Origin of the sequence: Zobellia russellii (assembly GCF_018728565.1) — a bacterium.
GTDB lineage: Bacteria > Bacteroidota > Bacteroidia > Flavobacteriales > Flavobacteriaceae > Zobellia > Zobellia russellii.
This window is the reverse complement of the sequence record NZ_JACSOI010000007.1, coordinates 111,403-130,796: the sequence shown is the minus strand read 5'-3', so window position 1 is coordinate 130,796 and position 19,394 is coordinate 111,403. Positions and strand designations below refer to the sequence as shown.

Here is a 19,394-nt window from a genome sequence, read left to right as displayed (position 1 = left end):
CTTAACGAATATGAAAAAGAGTCTTCTAATCCTGGTTTTAACCTGGTTCTTCACCAATCCTATAGCGGCACAAGAGCAAAAACCTCCTGTAATTGCACCTTTTGACAATGTAGACAAACTATCTACAAACGATTGGTGGAACCGCGATAAAACCCCCATTATCAATCTAAAGGTAAATCGCGATAGTGTAGTTGCTTTTGGCATCTATACCGTTGCCCAACAAACATTGAAACTCAGCGCACAGCTCTACCCTCTTTATCCTAACGAAACACGGGTGGTACGATTGGAAATTAAAGAGAATGGTTCATGGAAAGAGCTTCAGAAACAAAACGTAAACGATTTAGGATGGTCCGCTCTTTTTCGTATTGAGAACTGGGACGACACTAAAAACATAAAATATCGCATACGGCATGGCAACCAAGCCACTTATGAGGGATTGATTCGCAAAGACCCAAAAGAGAAAGACGAAATTGTTCTTGCTGCCCTTTCCTGCAACTCTAATCAAGACCGGGGCATGAGAGAAAACTATGTCCGCAACATTAATCATCAAAATCCGGATCTGATATTTTTTGCCGGGGACCAATCCTATGACCATACCGAACATACGGCAGCTTGGTTAAAATTCGGCCTTCAGTTCAAGGAAACTTTCCGCAACCGCCCCGCAATCAGTATTCCGGACGACCATGATATTGGGCAAGGAAATCTTTGGGGAGAAAACGGAAAAATATCACTCGTAAAAGGGTCTAACGATGGCGGCTACACCTACCATCATGAATATGTAAAAATGGTAGAGCGTTGCCAAACAGCACATTTACCAGACCCTTATGACCCTACTCCCATTCAACAAGGAATTGGTGTCTACTATACCAATTTACCTCTTGGCGGTATAGACTTTGCCATTCTGGAAGACCGAAAATTCAAGTCTGGACCTAATGGAAAAATACCCCAGCAAGGCCCACGACCGGACCATATTAGAAATCCCGACTATGACCCGGCATCTATAGATTTGCCCGAACTTAAATTGTTGGGCGACCGCCAGCTTACATTTTTGGACAACTGGGGAAAAACAAATACAAAGTCACTTAAAGTAGTTTTATCACAAACCGGTTTCTGCGGTGGCGCACATATTCACGGTTCTTTGGATAACAGGCTTCATGCCGATTTGGACAGTAACGGATGGCCGCAGACAAGGAGAAACAAAGCCCTACAACTTATAAAAAACGCCAATGCGGTTCACATTGCCGGAGACCAGCATTTGGCAACCGTAATCAAGCAAGGCATCCATGAATTTGGAGACGGGCCATGGTCCTTTATCGTTCCTGCTATCGTAAACGACTACTATAGTCGTTGGTGGTGGCCAGAAGATGAGAAAGCTGGAAAAAACCCTAATACCAATACATCACTTCCGTGGACGGGCGACTATCTAGACGGATTTAACAATAAAATAAGCATGATGGCCTATGTGAACCCGGAAAGCAATTCAAAGGGAGGTGGTTATGGTCTGGTTCGGTTTAACAAAAAAGATAAAACAACCACATTTGAATGCTGGCCCAGATATGTAGATGTAACGCAGCCAGATGCCCAACAGTTTGAAGGATGGCCCTTTACAATTCCTATGGAATACCCAAAAAATTAAAGACATGAAAAATACACTTCACAAAGCCAATACCCGAGGCCATGCCAATCATGGCTGGCTCAATAGCTATCACACTTTTAGCTTTGCCAATTACCACAATCCAGACCGTATGAACTTTGGGGTCTTACGTGTCTTAAACGACGATGAAGTTGCTGCGGGAATGGGTTTTGGAACCCATGGCCATAGCAACATGGAAATCATCTCTATTCCACTTGAAGGTGATCTAGAACACAAAGACGATATGGGAAATACCACCATTATTCGCCAAGGAGACATACAGGCTATGAGCGCAGGTTCCGGAATACAACATAGCGAAAAGAACAAAAGCCGAGAGAACAAGGTAAAGTTTCTACAAATCTGGATACTTCCAAATAAGGTTAATGTTACACCACGTTACGATCAGATAACCCTAGCTTCGGGTAGTTTAAGCAATCGCTTGCAGCAAATTGTATCTCCCAACCCCGATGATGACGGTATTTGGATTCATCAAAACGCTTGGTTTCATCTAGGGGAGTTTCACAAAGGAAAAACTCACACCTATACACTGAAAAACACGAACAACGGGGTTTATGTTTTTCTACTTGAAGGTAAATGTACCGCAAACGGCATCGCATTGGAAAAAAGAGATGGACTTGGAATTGAAGCCACCAAGACAATTGACTTTACCTATAGCGAAAATTCAAAAATCCTATTAGTGGAAGTTCCTATGGCCAATTAGAATTTTTATTTTTTCAACTCTAATTTTTCAGCAAAATATTCACAGAAATCTTTCATGGTAGCCGTCATTTTTTCATCTTGGGTAGCCTTCATGAAAGTATCGGACAATGAAACTAAGGTCTGGTGAAAGAATATTTTCATCTCGTCTACAGGCATATCTTTGGTCCAAAGGTCTATTTTGAGCGACTCTTGGTTTTTGCTGTCCCAAACGGACAATAGCATTGCTTTAGCCTTTTCATTGTTTATTCCACCGTCTTGAGCGGACCACGTAAGTTCTTCGGGTACGCGGTTTTCATCTAAACCTACCTTTAATGTTATTTCTGAAGTATGAAGATTTGCCATGTTATTTTTTAGGTTTGTAATTAGATTTTTTAAATATTTCATCTGCCGGTAAGCTCAACATCTGTTGTAACGTTACCTCATTCTTATCCATAAAGGCACGCACGATTTGCCAACCAATATAGCGACCAATACGCCCTGGAGACTCATTATCCAACTCCAACCCAAACTTGGAAAACGGAGCCGGGTCTAAAAAACGTCTCGCCAAGGTATTATCTGTACTGTATAGATATTCACTCTCAATAAAATTCCTCCAAATGGGTTGCTCATTGGCTTCCGACCAAGTCCACTGCTCTTCTGTGAAATTTATCTTTTGAGCATCCGTAGCCAAAGGAAGCAACCTATCCTTTAAATACAGTTCCTTGCCATAGTAGATAAGTTGCGCAAGAAAGCTACGTTCCTGTGGCTTGGGCACCACCTTTTTTGCAAAAGCACTAGCAACGTCCACAGCTAAATACTTCCTATCCAAATCTGCGCTTATATACCTTTGGATATCCCGGTAAAACCTATGTTCTGGCCCCAAATAATTATCTAGACCAATGAGCAGCAAGGTGTCCGTTAAGATAATTCTGTTACTGTAATCCACATCCGAAGTTACGGTCACTACTTTAGGTGCCTCAAACTTTGGAAAATAGTATTTGATATGCTTAAAGAGGAGTTCTAAAGATTGTTCTTCTTCTGAAAAATCCGAAAATGTCTTTTGCACTTCGGACAATAACTCCATCTGTATGGTATCTTTCATTTTGGCCACCCAGACACTATCAGGATATTGTGCGGGAAACAGATATGGGTATTGTTTTTTTAAAACGGGAAGATCCTCTGGTGTTGTTTCCGCAAACTGCGTATCAAACCTATTAACCTGCAAATCAACTTTTATTTTCTGTACATCTTCAGAGACCTTTGGCCCCTCATTACAACCAAAAAAGGCGAATAAAATCATAAAAATGGCAAAAACTGACGTTTGTTTGCAAAGTAATTTCCGATACATTTCAATATTTAACCGCAAGACGTTATTTTTAAGCTCACAAAGTTAGTCGATCTAGACATAATGAACATCCTATGCAGACAGAAAAGGTAGTAGATTATATAGTAAACTGGTTAAAGGAATATGCGGTAAATGCAAACATGAAAGGTTTTGTTATTGGAATATCAGGCGGAATAGACTCTGCAGTGACCTCCACGCTCTGCGCTAAAACCGGTCTTGAACTCATGTGTTTGGAAATGCCCATACACCAAGCTGAAAACCAAGTAACCCGAGCATCACGCCATATAGACTGGCTGCAAGCTAATTTTAACAAGGTAAGAAGACAACCGGTAAACCTCACCCCAGTATTTGACAGTCTAGTATCCTCTCTTCCAAAAGTAGATAATGAAGAAGAACGTTTTATGTCATTGGCCAATACAAGAGCCAGATTACGCATGACCACCCTTTACTACTTTGCGGCTCTGGAAGGCTATTTGGTAGCAGGCACAGGAAATAAGGTAGAGGACTTTGGTGTAGGATTTTACACCAAATATGGTGATGGAGGCGTAGATTTGAGCCCCATTGCAGACCTTTTAAAGACTCAAGTATACGAAATAGCCAAATACCTGAATATCAATACAGATATTCAAAATGCGGCTCCTACAGATGGACTTTGGGGAGACGACAGAACCGATGAAGACCAGATAGGAGCAAGCTACCCTGAGCTAGAATGGGCTATGAAAATGCAAGATGAAGGAAAAAAAGTGAGCGATTTTACTGGCAGAGAGAAGGAAGTATTCTTAATATACACGAAATTTAATTCAGCTAACCAACACAAGATGAATCCGATACCCGTTTGCGAAATTCCTGACGCCCTATTTTAGCGATATATCCGTAAATAAGGTAATCTAATCGAATAAATTCATAAAAGAGGCTATTTTTATGAAAAAAACACCAATTTTGTTTAAGTAATTAGATTTTTAAACCTTACATTGCATGTCAGTATTTTAGACGGGCGAAAGAACGTTTATAATCTAGGTTAAAACTATCAACATGATTAAAGTATTAATTGCAGACAACCATCCCATTATTAGAATGGGTGTGACTAATGTTCTTGAATCTGCTAATGGATTTGAAATAGTGGGTGCGGTATCCACTACTTCTGAGCTCTTCGATAAGTTGGAGAAATCAAATCCTGATGTAGTAATGCTGGAGATGGACATTCCGGAAATTAACGGAATTGCCACGCTGCGAAAAATCAAAAAAGAACACCCGAGTGTAAAGGTATTAATGTATAGCGGTCAATCTGAAGACGTTTATGCACTAAGTACTATTCGCGCAGGTGCCTTTGGATATCTTTCAAAAGCCTCAGACATAGACTACATCATAACAGCAGTTAAAAAAGTAAGCGAAGGCAACATGTTCATTACAAATGAACTTGCACAACGTTTAGCATTTGATGAAGGTACCCAAAAACCCAGAAGGTTCTTTAGAAAACTTTCTACCCGTGAGGTTGAAGTACTTAAATTATTGGCTAGCGGTAAGCGTAACAAAGATGTAGCCATCGGTTTGAACTTAAACGAAAAAACAGTGAGTACCTACAAGGCTCGTTTAATGAAAAAGTTAAACGTAGACAACATGGTAGATCTTTTGCAACAGGCAAAAGCATTGGAACTTTATTAAGAAGTTAACATTCGTAACGTGTATAGACCCTGATGATTTCGTTAGGGTTTTTTTATACCCTAAACTCAAGCTTTCACACCTAATTCTTAAGAGAATACCCTATTCAACTTTTTATTGAGCAATTTGTTCAATTGAAGATAATTCATGATTTCTTCAAGCGTTTCCCTGTGATCTTGTTGACTTTCCTTGGTATGGTCTTGCAAGGCTGTCATACGTTTTTTTATTAAAAAACATCGTAAGGTCAGGATAGTTTCACTTACCAATTGCGCCACGCCTACCTTTTTTTCTTTAGGATAAATATCCTTTCTTTCCCAACTGTGCAATGTATACTTTTCCTCTTCCATTAAAATAGAAGACACTTCAGAAACCAACTGTTGCTCTAGTCCGCTTAAAAAAGTACTTATCGTAAAATTGGAATCTTGGTTCAAGGCCTCAATAAGTTTATAGTAAATCTGCCGGAATTGTTCATTTGCCAATTCAATTTCATCATCCTGTAGATCCAAGAAAATCTTTTCATACACCTTAGCTTCAACCGACTCAGGCTCCAGTATCAGGTCTCCAGATTCATTTTCTTTTAGCACTAAATCCTCAAACTCTTCTTTTTCATTCCCATACAGCAACAACAGTTCAATAATTTTGCGTTCCAGTAAATACTGCACATCTACTTTCTCCTGTGGAGCCTCGTTCTTGACTACATCAAAAGCTTTTTGTTCCGGTTTTTGAGTTTTAGAATCTGCTGAAGCTCCCTTTTTGCCCATTTGTGCCAACGTACTAAAGAGTACGCCCTCGGAAACCTTCATGATATTAGCACATTCTTGAATGTAAATTTCCCGCTTTATGGCGTCCGGTATTTTGGAAATACTCTGAATAATATCCCTGACCGTATCTGCCCGCTTTATAGGGTCATTGGCCGCTTCTTGAGCCAAAAGTCCCGCTTTAAATTGTATAAAATCCTGCGATTTTTCTTCTAAATACTGTTGAACATCCTCAAGGGCGTTGTTTTTAGAAAAACTGTCCGGGTCTTCTCCTTCAGGAAACGCGCAGACCTTTACGTTCATGCCCTGCTCCAAAATTAAATCAATACCACGTAAAGAAGCCCTAAGGCCCGCTGCATCACCATCAAAAAGTACTGTTATATTTTTTGTAAGCCTGTTGATTAGACGTATTTGCTCTGGAGTAAGTGCCGTTCCACTTGACGATACAACATTATGAATACCACGTTGGTAAAACTGAATAACATCCGTATAGCCTTCAACCAAATAGCAATTGTCCTCTTTGGCAATAGCCTGTTTAGCATGATAAATACCATATAACACTTTGCTCTTATGATAAATATCGCTCTCTGGCGAGTTTAGATATTTTGCCGCCTTTTTATCATTACCTAAAATTCTACCTCCAAAACCTAAGACCCTACCGCTCATGGAATGTATAGGGAACATTACCCTTCCTTTAAAGCGATCAAAAGTTTTTGGGCTGTTAGGGTTTTGCGCATCCTGTTTTACAATGGTAAGCCCCGTTTGCTCCAAGTACTTTAATTTATACCCTTCATCAAATGCGGCTTTTGTAAAACCGTCCCATTGATCCAAACAATAGCCTAGATTGAATTTTTTTATGGTCTCCTCGGCAAATCCCCTTTCCTTAAAATAACTAAGACCAATGGCTTTACCTAATTCTGTATCCCACAACATATGGGAAAAATGCTTTTGCGCAAATTCCGAGACCAGGTACATGCTTTCGCGCTCATTGGCTTCTTGCTTTTGCTCATCCGTACGCTCTGTCTCTTCTACTTCAATGTTGTATTTTTTGGCAAGGTATTTTATGGCCTCTGGATAGGTAAAATGTTCGTGTTCCATTAAAAATGCCACTACATTACCCCCTTTTCCACTACTAAAATCTTTCCATATCTGTTTTACCGGAGACACCATAAAACTTGGTGTTCGCTCATCTGAAAACGGACTGAGCCCCTTAAAGTTAGAGCCCGATTTTTTCAATTGTACAAAGTCTCCTATAACCTCTTCTAAACGGGCAGTTTCGTAAACTTTATCTATTGTGGTTTTTGAAATCAATGTAATTGAAAATTTAATTTGGAAGTGAATCCAACAAAGATAAAAAGAAAAGATTGCCTCCCTGTTTTCAGGGATGGTATTTTCACTACTACAAGTGAAACTTCGCAACTCATATAGCCGCAACTTTGTCCTATAGATTTTTAACCCTATTACAAACCTAAAAACAAAATTATGATCTGGGGAATTGCATTAGTATTGTTAAGTATTGTAGCCGTACCGTCTTTATTGCTATCAAAAAAACCGAATGCGGGAGAACTTTTAGAAAAAATTGAGCCTTACCAAGGATGGATTGGAATTATATTCTGTTTCTGGGGTGTTTGGGGCCTTATCACAGCCGTTCTCAATTTAGGGTGGTTAAGCACCTCCCCTATTTGGTGGGCCACGTTTTTAGCCGGCAATCTGGTATCTGCCGCTTTAGGCTTTATGTTGGGATCAGGCTTAATAAACAAATTGCTCTTGTCCAACAGCCAGGCCGCACGTGTACGAGCCGAAGAATTACGTGCCAAAATTGCCCCGAAACAAGGAAAATTGGGTATTCTGGGCATAGTTGTTGGCAGCTGGATGATCGTTGCTTCATTTTTATACTCGGTAGTATAAGTTTCCACCTATAAAAATCGTTAATCACTTAACAGAAAAAATCTAAAAATAATATCATGAAAAAATTAATAACAGGTATTACACTACTAGCTTGTACAGTTATGACTTTCGCACAGAGCACTTTTCAAAACAACATTAATGTAAATGGCTCACATGAGTACAGTATATCGCCTGAATACTCAAGTAAAATGATTGTTAGCCTTAACAACGTATACTATGATGCCCAGACCATGAGTCTTGATGAAGTTAAGACCGGATATATGGAGAAACTCAAAAAGGCCAATATAGATACATCTCGGCTTGTAGAAGCTCCTCTTTATTATGCCCTTCTAGGATATGAGAAGGAAGGTACCGTGTATGAATTTAAAACTAAATCTTTAGAGGAAATGCAGAAGTTCCTTAGTGTGAAAGCTATTGGTGTTACGCGTTCGGACACCAACTTAGAAGCCGAACTTAGTGAAGCTCAAATGGCCGAATATGCCAAACTAGCTTTTGATGACGCTAAGATTAAAGCCACTGCCATTGCTAAAAAAATTGGCAGGAAAATTGGAAAAGCCATTTACATTAACGACACGAACGTAAAAAAAATAACCGAATCTATGTACTATGGAAATGCTGAGCAGAAAAGAAACTATTACTTATCCGTTTCCTTTGAGTTATTATAAAATAACTTGTTCTTAAAAACAGTCCTTCGTAAAGCAGTCAAGAAAGGCTCTTTTACGGAGGATTATTTTTTTCGGTCTACTACATAGTTTACCATTAACTCAAGAGAATCCCTATAGGCAGATTCTGGATATGTGGCCAGTATTTTTAATGCCTCTTCTTTGAAATAAAGCATTTTTTGAACAGCGTAGTCCAAGCCTCCATTATTCCGAACAAAAGCAATTACCTCTTTTACGCGCTTTTTGTCTTTATTATGGTTTTTCACCGAATTGATAAGCCATTTTTTATCCGCTTTTGAGCAGGTATTTAGCGTATGAATCAGTGGCAAGGTCATTTTTTGTTCTTTAATGTCAATTCCGGTAGGCTTTCCTATTTTATCCTCGCCATAATCAAAAAGGTCATCTTTAATTTGAAAAGCCATGCCACACAGCTCCCCAAACCTTCTAAAAGTCTCCACACTTGGGGATTCTGGCTGAACAGAACATGCTCCTAAACTACAGCAGGCCGCTATTAAAGTTGCCGTTTTTTGCCTGATGATGTTATAATAGACGTCTTCTGTAATATCCAGTCTACGTGCCTTTTCAATTTGCAGCAATTCGCCTTCGCTCATCTCACGTACGGCAACGGATATGATTTTCAGAAGGTCAAAATCTTCGTTGTCAATTGACAATAAAAGTCCCTTAGACAATAGATAATCACCGACTAGCACTGCAATCTTATTTTTCCATAGGGCATTTATGGAGAAAAAACCCCTACGCTTGTTGCTTTCATCCACCACATCATCATGTACCAATGTAGCGGTATGAATTAACTCTATAACGGAAGCGCCGCGGTATGTGCGTTCGTTTACCTCTCCGTTGTTTAGCATTTTGGCCGTAAGGAATACGAACATAGGCCGCATTTGTTTTCCCTTACGATTTACGATGTAGTAAGTAATACGATTCAGTAACGCCACTTTTGAGGACATCGCCTCACGAAACTTTTCCTCGAAAAGTTCCATTTCGTGATTTACCGGCTCCTTTATCTGCGATACTATTTTCAAAAACCTGTGTTTTGTTCGCTACTTGCTTTAGCGTATAAATTTAGGAAAAAACAAGCGAGTACCCTGTATGCTTCAACCACTATTCGCAAAAAGTATAAAAGATAATTCTTTTAGAGAATTTCAGGGAAGAAAACACCTATCACATAAGACCAATAAAAAAGCAAATATCTTGTGCGCCCTACTGTTTATTGGCCAACTGACCACATGCCGCATCAATATCCTTGCCCCTAGATCTTCTAACCGTAACCACAATGCCATTACGTTCCAAAGTTGCCACATACATTTCTATTGCGCTATTGGCCGCTTGTTGAAACTCACCATCATCTATGGGGTTATACTCAATAAGATTAACTTTAGAAGGCGCAAATTTACAGAAGTTCACCAAAGCATCTACATCCTTCTGGGTATCGTTAATACCCTGCCAAACCACATACTCATAGGTAATTCTGCTCTTTGTTTTTGCATACCAATATTCCAACGCCTCCCTAAGGTCATCCAAAGTAAAGGTTGCGTTAAAAGGCATTATTGAAGTACGTATTTCATCTACTGCTGAATGCAGGGAAACGGCAAGTTTAAACTTCACCTCGTCATCGGCCATTTTACGTATCATCTTGGGCACACCAGATGTAGAAACCGTAATGCGCTTGGCAGACATACCCAAACCTTCCGGTGATGTAATCTTATCAATAGCTTTTAGCACATTGTTATAGTTCATAAGCGGCTCGCCCATGCCCATAAAAACAATATTGCTCAAAGGTTTATCAAAATACAATCTACTCTCATTATCTATGGCCACTACCTGATCATATATTTCATCAGGGTTTAGATTACGCATACGTTTTAAGCGAGAAGTAGCACAGAACCTACAATCCAAGCTACAACCCACCTGACTGGAAACACATGCCGTAGTTCGTGTTTTAGTTGGAATAAGAACCGATTCTACCACTAGATCATCATGCAAGCGAACGGCATTTTTTATAGTGCCATCACTACTGCGCTGCATTTGATCTACCTTAATGTGATTGATCACAAAATTAGCCTCTAGCATATCTCTTGTTTCTTTTGAGATATTGGTCATTCCCTCAAAAGAATGTGCTGCCTTTTGCCATAGCCATTCATACACTTGGTTACCTCTAAAAGCCTTATCTCCATTAGTAACAAAGAAGTCTCGTAACTGCTCCTTGGTAAGTGCCCGTATGTCCTTTTTTTGTGTCTTCACGTTCTAAAAACTAAAAAGCCCTTCTATACTTTCAATAAAATATAAAGAAGGGCTTTAAATTTATGTTTTTACCTTTTGGGTAAAACTAGATTATTAGCATTGCATCACCATACGAATAGAACTTGTACTGCTCTAAAATGGCTTCTTTGTATGCTTTTTTCATTAAATCATGCCCAATAAAGGCAGATACCATCATCAACAACGTAGATTTTGGCAAGTGAAAATTCGTTACCATACAGTTAGCTATACTGAAATCGTATGGAGGGAAGATAAACTTGTTAGTCCATCCATCAAAAGTATTTAAAGTATGCTCGGAAGAAACGGCACTTTCAAGGCCACGCATTACCGTTGTACCAACAGCGCATATACGTTTTTTGTTCTTCTTGGCATTGTTCACTACCTCAGTAGCCCTTTCATCAATTACCAGCTCTTCACTATCCATTTTGTGTTTGGATAAATCCTCAACCTCAACCGGGTTAAAAGTACCCAAACCTACGTGAAGGGTAACTTCGGCAAAGTCGACACCTTTAATTTCCAATCTCTTCAACAAGTGCTTTGAGAAATGAAGACCTGCGGTTGGTGCAGCCACAGCTCCTTCATGCTTGGCATAGATAGTCTGGTAACGTTCCTCATCTTCCGGCTCTACATCTCTTTTTATGTATTTAGGCAAAGGAGTTTGACCCAAATCACGAAGTTTTCTTCTAAAGTCTATATACGAACCATCGTAAAGAAAACGTAACGTTCTACCTCTTGAAGTAGTGTTATCAATAACTTCCGCTACTAATGTTTCATCTTCTCCAAAGTACAATTTGTTACCAATACGTATTTTACGTGCCGGATCAACCAAAACATCCCATAGGCGTTGTTCTTCGTTCAGCTCACGTAATAAGAACACTTCAATTCTTGCACCTGTTTTTTCTTTGTTACCGTATAAACGGGCAGGAAAAACTTTGGTATTGTTCAAAACCATTACATCGCCTTCATCAAAATAATTGATAAGGTCTTTGAACATTTTATGTTCTATTTTTCCGGTTTCACGGTGAATGACCATTAATTTAGACTCATCCCTATTTTCAGCAGGATACTCGGCCAATAGATTATCTGGTAATTCAAAATTGAAGTGCGATAGTTTCATCTATGAAATTTTGTTAAAAGTTTTGCGGTTGCAAATATACGATGTGCAGATAGGGGTTGTCAAGTAAAACGCAGATTATATTGGTTCTTACCCATTTATCATCTGTCTTTAACAGGGAAATTTACAGCACAAACAGCAAAACAAACTCGCAAATTACTGATTACCAGCTCACTAAACATCCTTAGACACAAAACCCAATTTCTCAAGGTCATTCCAAAAATCAGGGTAGGATTTAGAAACTACACCAGCATCGTTTATGTACAAAGGTACTTTTAGTGCTAAAGGAGCAAATGCCATGGCCATTCTGTGATCATTATAGGTATCAATTGCAACCTCTGTATTGAATGCTTCGGATAAACCTAGAGTTAATTCTTTATCGGTAACCGCTATATTCGCCCCCAATTTAGAAAGCTCCGTATGCAATGCTTCCAAACGATCGGTTTCTTTGATTTTAAGGGTATGTAGTCCTGTTAGATGACATTCCATTTTCAGACCAAAACAAGTAACGGCAATGGTCTGTGCTATATCTGGAGCATTACTCAAATCAAATTGAACTTTCTTCTCAGCAGGATTTTTAGCCTTACGTAGCACTACATTGTTTCCTTCAAAACGGGTTTCCACACCAAACTCAGTATACAATTCTTGAAGTACACTATCTCCCTGCAAGCTATTATTCTTATATGCCGATAAGGTAATTTCGCTTCCCACATCTGAAAGGGCAACAATACTGTAGTAGTAGGATGCAGAACTCCAGTCCGACTCCACTACCAAGTTTACATTCTCTACACTAGCCTTTGGCGCAACTTTTATGGTATTGCCCTCAAAAGAATTTTCTACCCCAATCTGTGACAACAGGGCCAAAGTCATTTTTATATAAGGAACCGAAGTTATTTTTCCTACCAGCTCCAATTCCAAACCGTTTTTAAGGCTAGGAGCAATCAATAATAAAGAAGAAATATATTGACTACTGATATTCGCAGGAAGACTCACTTTGCTTTCAACCAGCTTTTTACCCTTTATTTTAATTGGCGGATATCCCTCATCTTTCACGTATTCTATTTCCGCGCCTAAACTCTGGAGCGCCTCCACCAAAACCTTTACCGGCCTTTCGGTCATACGCTGTGATCCAGTAAGCGTTACTTCTTTTCCCTCTTGAGAAGCAAAATATCCCGTTAAGAAACGCATTGCGGTACCGGCATGGTGAATATCCACTACTCCATTCTCAATTTTAAGCCCTTTTTGCATCACCTCCGCATCATCTGAATTGGAAAGGTTTTCAATACTAAGGTTCGGGTATAAAGCTTGTAGCAATAATGACCGATTAGACTCACTCTTTGAGCCCGTAATCTGGATGCTATTTTTTAATAAGGTATTGGACGGCGCGGATAAATGTAGTTTCAAAAGTAATTCTCTTTATAAGGTTCTTAAACGGAACAGGTTTGTTTTTAAACCATTCCGCAGCCCCACCTGTTATGGAGCACAATTTAAGTTGCCAAAGATAATACTATTTGAGCTTTTCATTGTTGTGATGACGGTCATGATCTCGTTTTGTTTTTAAATCGAGTTTTTTGTCAAAAGCCGTCTGTAGATCTACACCGGTCTGGTTGGCCAAACAAAGGGTTACAAAAAGCACATCTGCCAGTTCTTCTCCCAGGTCTTTGTTCTTATCTGATTCTTTTTCACTTTGCTCACCGTACCTGCGGGCTATAATACGCGCTACTTCACCAACCTCTTCCGTAAGCTGTGCCATGTTCGTAAGCTCATTAAAATAACGCACCCCGTGCTCCTTAATCCATTTATCTACCCTTTCCTGTGCTTTCTGTAGTTCCATTGGAAGTAATTTTTGATAAAACTACTTTTTCTGTTTGTTTTTCAACTAAGTTTTTGAAGAATTCTTTTAAATAGGAATAGTGTTCCGCCCCTATTATCGGTTGATTCAATTTTAAGTCGGCCACAAGCTGCAATTTCTGCCCGCTACCCATAATCTTGTACTGAAATGTCCCTATACCATCAATGAGGCCAATGGCCATATCTTCAGGCTTGGAGATAACTTCATAATTCTCCGGAATAGAAATGCTCACCAAATATTTACTTCGCTTAGGAAATGTAAAATCTACGGGATATTTTCTCTCATCCAGTTTAAAAGGGTTCTCGGCCTCTACCAGATGAAACAAAGGTGAAAAATAAATTTTATCGCCAATTACATCTGCCTGCCTGTCCAAAACAAACTCATAGCTCTCTTGAACAGGTTTGTTTATATTCATTTTATTCTTGATTTCATAGTTTGAAATCTCCATGCCACTGTTACGGTTCTCCAACTTTTCCAAATAATCTTCTTCATTACTATTTGCATATTTATTTCTGAACAAATAAGCATTGTAATAACGGTTGGTCTGTCTTAATTTTCCACTAAGGCTTCCATTATCGTTGAGCTTAACGCTCATTTGTATATTATCTTCAGAAAGTTGTTTAGGAAAAAGATTTATGGAAACCGAAGACCCGTCTTTTTCTATTTTCTTACCAAACCAATTTAATGTCCTTGTTGGTAAAAGGTTTGGCCTAGTGTATTTGTTAGTAGCATCTAGCAACACCATTTCACCATCTATCTCTACCGAAGCAATTACATAATTAAAACCTTCCCTAGTTGGAAACATTGGCACACCATGACTCCTGGTACTTACTAACACTGGACTAGCATCTAGACCTGCCTCCTGAAGCATAGCCGTAAGTATAAGGTTGATATCCCCAACATTGCCCGTTCTCTCTTTATAAGCCGTTTTTACACCTTTGTCTACATGATAACCGTATATATTGTTCCAATTCATGTGGTTTTGAACGTGAAAAAATATACCGGCCAATAACTCAATCGGAGAGGAAGCTTTACTTTTTATAGCTTCAAGGTCGTCCTTAAAATACCTGTTGGCTTTTAATTGCACTCCAAACCCTTCGCTCTCGTATATTTTTTTGATTACAGCTTCCCATGTAGTTGCATAATTTTCCATCATCTGATGTGGAAACTGAATATACTGCAATTCATAATCTACAGAACTTCTGTAATTGTCCATATCGTTTACGAACGGCTCTTCTTTTAAGGCTGGCACATTGGTCATAATGTAGTCAGTAGTATTAATCTTAAAATCAATATTTTGATTTGAATATTTTGTAGATGTCACATCAAACCCACCACCAGTAGTTCTATTTTTACTTGTTAAATTTATATTTCCTGATTTTGCCGTGTACTTGGGTGTTACGGTCAAATACCCTTTCATACTTGTCTTAAAATTGAAATACTCCGGAGTAGCAATGGTTATTTCTTGTTTTTTTATGGGAATATCATATTGCAATACTATTTCGTCTATAGAATAGTAAAAGGGGGAAATGATTTTATACTGAAATTCTATAACAGAACCTTCCTTTATATTCGGAAGAGTAAATTTTTCTTCATTCCTATACTTGTTCAATTCAGTAGTAAATACAGCAGATTTTTCCATTTTACTCTTTTCAATCTTACCGTTAACTAAACTGTAAGTACATGCCTTTAGCCCAGAAATAGACTCCACATTACTATCACTCTTATACAACATTTGTGAAATAGTAGCATAGTCAAATCCCGCTTTATTATATATTTTTATACGCTCAAAAACATCGGTAATAATAGTAAAACCAGCTCCTTGAGCATAATTGAACCTAACATTCTTACTTCTGTATAAAACCGTAGCTGCTGCTGAGGAATCACTGGGGTTAAAGGTTTCTCTTAATTCTGCCTCGGAAACTTTTCCGAATTTATAACTCTGGGCATTTGCCGTAAATACTATGGTCAAAAGAACCATTAGCAAGGTTGTTCTAATTTGCATCATGTTATTGGTTTTATGTAAAAAGTGGCTGTTTATTTCTTTAGAAGTACAATCTGTGCATTGTCCGTGCTGGCAACTTCTTTTCTAAAGTCGCGATACGCATTATATTTCTCTTTGGGATAAAATCCCTTTTTCAGGAAAAAACTTCGTTTGTAGCTCACGGTATTCTCCGCTTCGTTATAATCAAAATCTACAGTGTATACGCCAAATTCATTGTCGATTTTCTTAGCGCTAGGCAGCGCCTCTACCATGTATCCTTCAGGAAGCGTAATGACGGAATCATCCTCATCTAGGTACCCACGTTGAATTTCAAATGGCAGCTTTCTATTGCGGTAACGGTCCGGGACAACATTACGGTTATTAAAGGCATTGGCCGTAAACAAAATTCTATTTCCACTTAAAGAAGCATAGTTAGATGCGCTCAAAGAAACATTTTCATTAAAGACAACTTCTTTTTTATTATTATCAAAGTTATAGTTGGCAACGGTTAGGTTGTTTATGGAACTCCATCTGCTTTTAATCTTTTTTACAATTTCTTCTTCGGTTTCTTCCTCTAACCTAAAATGACTATTGTATCTACTTCCTTTGGTCATGAGATTCGTTTCTCCAACAATGCTGCCATTAGGTTTTAGCTCATATGATGATGTAATAGATTGATAATTGTTCTCATTAAGGTAGGCTGTTGTAGTAACAATTTCACCACCTTCTGGTTTTACGATCATTACTTTTCTATCGTCCGTAAAACTGCCAACATAACCAAATGGAAGAATCTGGGATGTGCAGTCTACCCAATAGTACCTATCATTATACGGTATGGCAAGAATGACATGATTGCCCTGCGCCAAATCAGCAAAATCATCTTCAAAATCTACCTTATCACCTCCAGCTTGGACCACTGCATAATAAGAGGTAACCCCTACTTCTTTTAACAATGCTTTGGTATAGTTTGAAAGCCCCTTGCAATCTCCATACTTTACGCGGTCTACCTCAACAGCCGCTATAGGCTGAAGCCCCCCTATTCCTATTTGCACACTAATGTATCTGGTATTGTCCTGAACGTATTTATAGATGATTTTCGCCTTTTCCAGATCATCTTGAACGCCATCCACCAATGACTTGGCCTTTGCAACAGTTTGCGGACTTAATTCATCTCTGCCGGACAACAATTTTTCATCTACCCAAGTACCTAAATCTTTCCAGCTATCTACAGAAGCATCAAATCCTTTATAATGAAAATTCTTTATCCGGGTCATTAACCTGGGACAGATTTTCTCAAAAGAGGGACTCATGCTTTCCCGTTTTATAGCTCTAATATTATTTGCAGTATAGGTAATTGAGTTGTTTGTTTCCTCTATATCAAAATCAATATTTACTAAGTTTTTCTCTATGATAGTTGGCTTCAAATTCGCATTTGCATAGGTTATGCTATAGCGACTTTTTTCTACACTTACCAAAAAGCCATTCAAGAAAAACCATGATGGAATCGTGCCCGTATCCGGTGTCTCGTATTCACTTTCAAAAACAAGGGTATACGGGTAATTAACAGGGGTATAATCATAATATAAATGGCGATAATCATTATATAAAGAAAACCCGTCAGCAGCGTTAACATCCTTAAAATCCTTCTTTTTGATTTTTTCTATCTCATTGCCCATAGTATCATAGACACGAACCTGAATATCCTTTATTTTTTTATCACTGTCATACCCCATACCGGTTCTTGCACGGCGGTCTCCAAGACGATTTAACACAGTAATTACCTGCTTAGTTTTAACCGTCATCTTTTGCTGCGAAAGAAGCTCAATCTCAACTTGATCTAAACGGACTACTGCATTTGCGTTCTCCGTAAGTTCTTTTCTTAATAAGAGGGCATTGTAATTTAATTCTTGAGCTGTAGAAATAATGCTCGTAAAAAATAAAAATATCAAAAGAGAAAGTCGCATTGCCTGTGATTGTCGTGAGAATTCAGAACAAAACACATCTTTTTCTTACAAATTGAAGAAAAAATTCGATAAAGAGAACCTATTCCTTGCTCTTCGTATCTATAGCAATAGTAACCGGGCCATCGTTTAGCAAATCCACTTTCATATCGGCACCAAAAATACCGGTACCAACCTTTTTACCTAGATCCAGTTCAATTTGCGCAATGAACTTCTCATAAAGAGGAATGGCCACATCCGGTTTTGAAGCTTTTATATATGACGGCCTATTACCCTTTTTTGTAGCGGCATACAAGGTAAACTGGCTGACAACAATAGCATCGCCGTTTACTTCCTTTAGCGATTCGTTCATAACACCATTGGCATCATTAAAAATTCTAAGGTTGACAATTTTTCGGGACAGCCATTCAATATCCTCTTGTCCATCGGCATCTTCAATGCCCAACAAGATTAAAAGTCCATTCTGTATTTCTGAAATTTTTTTTCCCTCTACCGTTACACTGGCCCTAGAAACTCTCTGAATAATAGCTCGCATTGCTCTTAATATAATATTTGATATTCCTAATGACGCTATTTTTTTACGTCATGGATATCTACTCTGTAATTCTCTTCTTCTCCCGTTACCATTTGCACATAGCTACGATAACGGCTCCATGCTACCTCTTCTGCCTCTAGCGCCTCTTTTACGGCACATTTGGGTTCGTCTAGATGAAGACAATTGTTGAATTTACACTCCCCTTTCAATTCAAAGAATTCAGGAAAGTAATCCCCAATTTCCTCTTTTTCCATATCTACAATCCCAAAGCCCTTGATGCCTGGAGTATCTATGATGCGAGCACCAAAATCCAAATCAAACATTTCCGCAAAAGTAGTGGTATGTTGGCCCTGAAGATGCTGACCCGAGATTTCCGTAGTTTTTAAATCCAGCTTTGGCTCCAATGCGTTTACCAAGGTTGACTTGCCTGCACCGGAATGACCTGCGAACATGCTGGTCTTACCCACCATCATTTCTTTTACCTTATCCACATTTTTACCGGACTTTGCCGAAATTCCAATACACGTATACCCTACATTCCTATAAAGTTCCGCCAGGTATTTAATCTCTGCCAATTCTTCAATAGAATAACTATCTACCTTATTAAAAAGTAAAATAGCGGGAATATCATAGGCTTCTGCTGTTGCCAGAAAACGGTCAATAAAAATGGTATAGGTAGTAGGATTGTTTAAGGTGACCAATAAGAAAACCTGATCTAAATTGGCCGCTATAATATGGGTTTGTTTTGAAAGGTTTACAGATTTCCGAATAATGTAGTTCTTACGATCTTCAATACCGTGAATGGTACCTACGGTATCATCCCCTAGCTTTTCTATTTTGAACGCTACTTGGTCCCCAACAGCAATAGGGTTCGTACTTTTTATACCCTGAATTCTAAATTTACCTTTAATACGGCATTCGTAAAACTCACCCTCTGGTGTCTTTACGGTATACCAACTTCCGGTAGATTTATATACAGTTCCCTTCATTATTATCAATTTCAT

18 protein-coding genes are annotated in these 19,394 nt (G+C 38.7%); 6 read left to right on the top strand and 12 right to left on the bottom strand.

Annotated elements, in window-relative coordinates; translation table 11 throughout:
- Positions 1 to 10 precede the first annotated feature (10 nt).
- Positions 11 to 1,636, top strand: a complete 1,626-nt coding sequence (locus H9565_RS16320) for an alkaline phosphatase D family protein (protein ID WP_215441233.1) — start codon at positions 11 to 13, stop codon at positions 1,634 to 1,636.
- Between the two features lie 4 nt (positions 1,637 to 1,640).
- Positions 1,641 to 2,354, top strand: a complete 714-nt coding sequence (locus H9565_RS16315; protein WP_215441231.1) for a pirin family protein — start codon at positions 1,641 to 1,643, stop codon at positions 2,352 to 2,354.
- Between the two features lie 5 nt (positions 2,355 to 2,359).
- Here H9565_RS16315 and gldC read toward each other — a convergent pair whose 3' ends face one another.
- Positions 2,360 to 2,695, bottom strand: coding sequence for a gliding motility protein GldC (gldC, locus tag H9565_RS16310; RefSeq protein ID WP_215441230.1), 336 nt, complete (start codon positions 2,693 to 2,695; stop codon positions 2,360 to 2,362).
- A gap of 1 nt (position 2,696) precedes the next feature.
- Positions 2,697 to 3,680, bottom strand: a complete 984-nt coding sequence (gene gldB, locus H9565_RS16305) for a gliding motility lipoprotein GldB (RefSeq protein ID WP_455436027.1) — start codon at positions 3,678 to 3,680, stop codon at positions 2,697 to 2,699.
- Positions 3,681 to 3,751: 71 nt separating this feature from the next.
- Between gldB and nadE the strand changes: the two genes are divergently transcribed.
- Together nadE and H9565_RS16295 are read left to right on the top strand one after the other, a co-directional pair.
- Positions 3,752 to 4,540 (top strand): NAD(+) synthase, encoded by a 789-nt coding sequence (nadE, locus tag H9565_RS16300; protein WP_215441228.1) that lies wholly within the window; start codon positions 3,752 to 3,754, stop codon positions 4,538 to 4,540.
- Between the two features lie 169 nt (positions 4,541 to 4,709).
- The gene (locus H9565_RS16295) at positions 4,710 to 5,339 is read left to right on the top strand and encodes a response regulator (RefSeq protein ID WP_215441227.1); all 630 of its coding nucleotides are present in this window, start codon (positions 4,710 to 4,712) and stop codon (positions 5,337 to 5,339) included.
- Positions 5,340 to 5,425: 86 nt separating this feature from the next.
- Here H9565_RS16295 and dnaG read toward each other — a convergent pair whose 3' ends face one another.
- Positions 5,426 to 7,405: a DNA primase gene (gene dnaG, locus H9565_RS16290; protein WP_215441226.1), complete on the bottom strand. Its 1,980-nt coding sequence runs from the start codon at positions 7,403 to 7,405 to the stop codon at positions 5,426 to 5,428.
- Between the two features lie 171 nt (positions 7,406 to 7,576).
- Between dnaG and H9565_RS16285 the strand changes: the two genes are divergently transcribed.
- Positions 7,577 to 8,002, top strand: a complete 426-nt coding sequence (locus H9565_RS16285; RefSeq protein ID WP_215441225.1) for a hypothetical protein — start codon at positions 7,577 to 7,579, stop codon at positions 8,000 to 8,002.
- Positions 8,003 to 8,058: 56 nt separating this feature from the next.
- Positions 8,059 to 8,667, top strand: a complete 609-nt coding sequence (locus tag H9565_RS16280; RefSeq protein WP_215441224.1) for an SIMPL domain-containing protein — start codon at positions 8,059 to 8,061, stop codon at positions 8,665 to 8,667.
- A gap of 62 nt (positions 8,668 to 8,729) precedes the next feature.
- On the opposite strand, the gene H9565_RS16275 is transcribed toward H9565_RS16280, so the two are convergent.
- The 9 genes from H9565_RS16275 to rsgA form a co-directional block, all read right to left on the bottom strand.
- Positions 8,730 to 9,707: a polyprenyl synthetase family protein gene (locus H9565_RS16275; RefSeq protein ID WP_215441222.1), complete on the bottom strand. Its 978-nt coding sequence runs from the start codon at positions 9,705 to 9,707 to the stop codon at positions 8,730 to 8,732.
- 178 nt (positions 9,708 to 9,885) lie between these two features.
- Positions 9,886 to 10,926 carry a 23S rRNA (adenine(2503)-C(2))-methyltransferase RlmN gene (rlmN, locus tag H9565_RS16270; RefSeq protein ID WP_215441220.1) on the bottom strand — a complete coding sequence of 347 codons (1,041 nt, stop codon included), beginning with the start codon at positions 10,924 to 10,926 and terminating at the stop codon, positions 9,886 to 9,888.
- Between the two features lie 85 nt (positions 10,927 to 11,011).
- Positions 11,012 to 12,061, bottom strand: coding sequence for a tRNA preQ1(34) S-adenosylmethionine ribosyltransferase-isomerase QueA (queA, locus tag H9565_RS16265; protein WP_215441218.1), 1,050 nt, complete (start codon positions 12,059 to 12,061; stop codon positions 11,012 to 11,014).
- 171 nt (positions 12,062 to 12,232) lie between these two features.
- Positions 12,233 to 13,462, bottom strand: a complete 1,230-nt coding sequence (aroA, locus tag H9565_RS16260; RefSeq protein ID WP_215441216.1) for a 3-phosphoshikimate 1-carboxyvinyltransferase — start codon at positions 13,460 to 13,462, stop codon at positions 12,233 to 12,235.
- 103 nt (positions 13,463 to 13,565) lie between these two features.
- On the bottom strand, positions 13,566 to 13,892 hold the full coding sequence (locus tag H9565_RS16255) for a nucleotide pyrophosphohydrolase (protein WP_215441214.1): 327 nt from the start codon (positions 13,890 to 13,892) through the stop codon (positions 13,566 to 13,568).
- Positions 13,858 to 15,918, bottom strand: a complete 2,061-nt coding sequence (locus H9565_RS16250) for a DUF3857 domain-containing protein (protein ID WP_215441212.1) — start codon at positions 15,916 to 15,918, stop codon at positions 13,858 to 13,860. The genes H9565_RS16255 and H9565_RS16250 overlap by 35 nt, the downstream gene beginning before the upstream one ends.
- 29 nt (positions 15,919 to 15,947) lie before the next feature.
- Positions 15,948 to 17,858, bottom strand: coding sequence for a DUF3857 domain-containing protein (locus tag H9565_RS16245; protein ID WP_215441211.1), 1,911 nt, complete (start codon positions 17,856 to 17,858; stop codon positions 15,948 to 15,950).
- Between the two features lie 79 nt (positions 17,859 to 17,937).
- The gene (dtd, locus tag H9565_RS16240) at positions 17,938 to 18,390 is read right to left on the bottom strand and encodes a D-aminoacyl-tRNA deacylase (RefSeq protein ID WP_215441208.1); all 453 of its coding nucleotides are present in this window, start codon (positions 18,388 to 18,390) and stop codon (positions 17,938 to 17,940) included.
- Between the two features lie 35 nt (positions 18,391 to 18,425).
- On the bottom strand, positions 18,426 to 19,379 hold the full coding sequence (rsgA, locus tag H9565_RS16235; protein ID WP_215441206.1) for a ribosome small subunit-dependent GTPase A: 954 nt from the start codon (positions 19,377 to 19,379) through the stop codon (positions 18,426 to 18,428).
- Between the last annotated feature and the right edge of the window lie 15 nt (positions 19,380 to 19,394).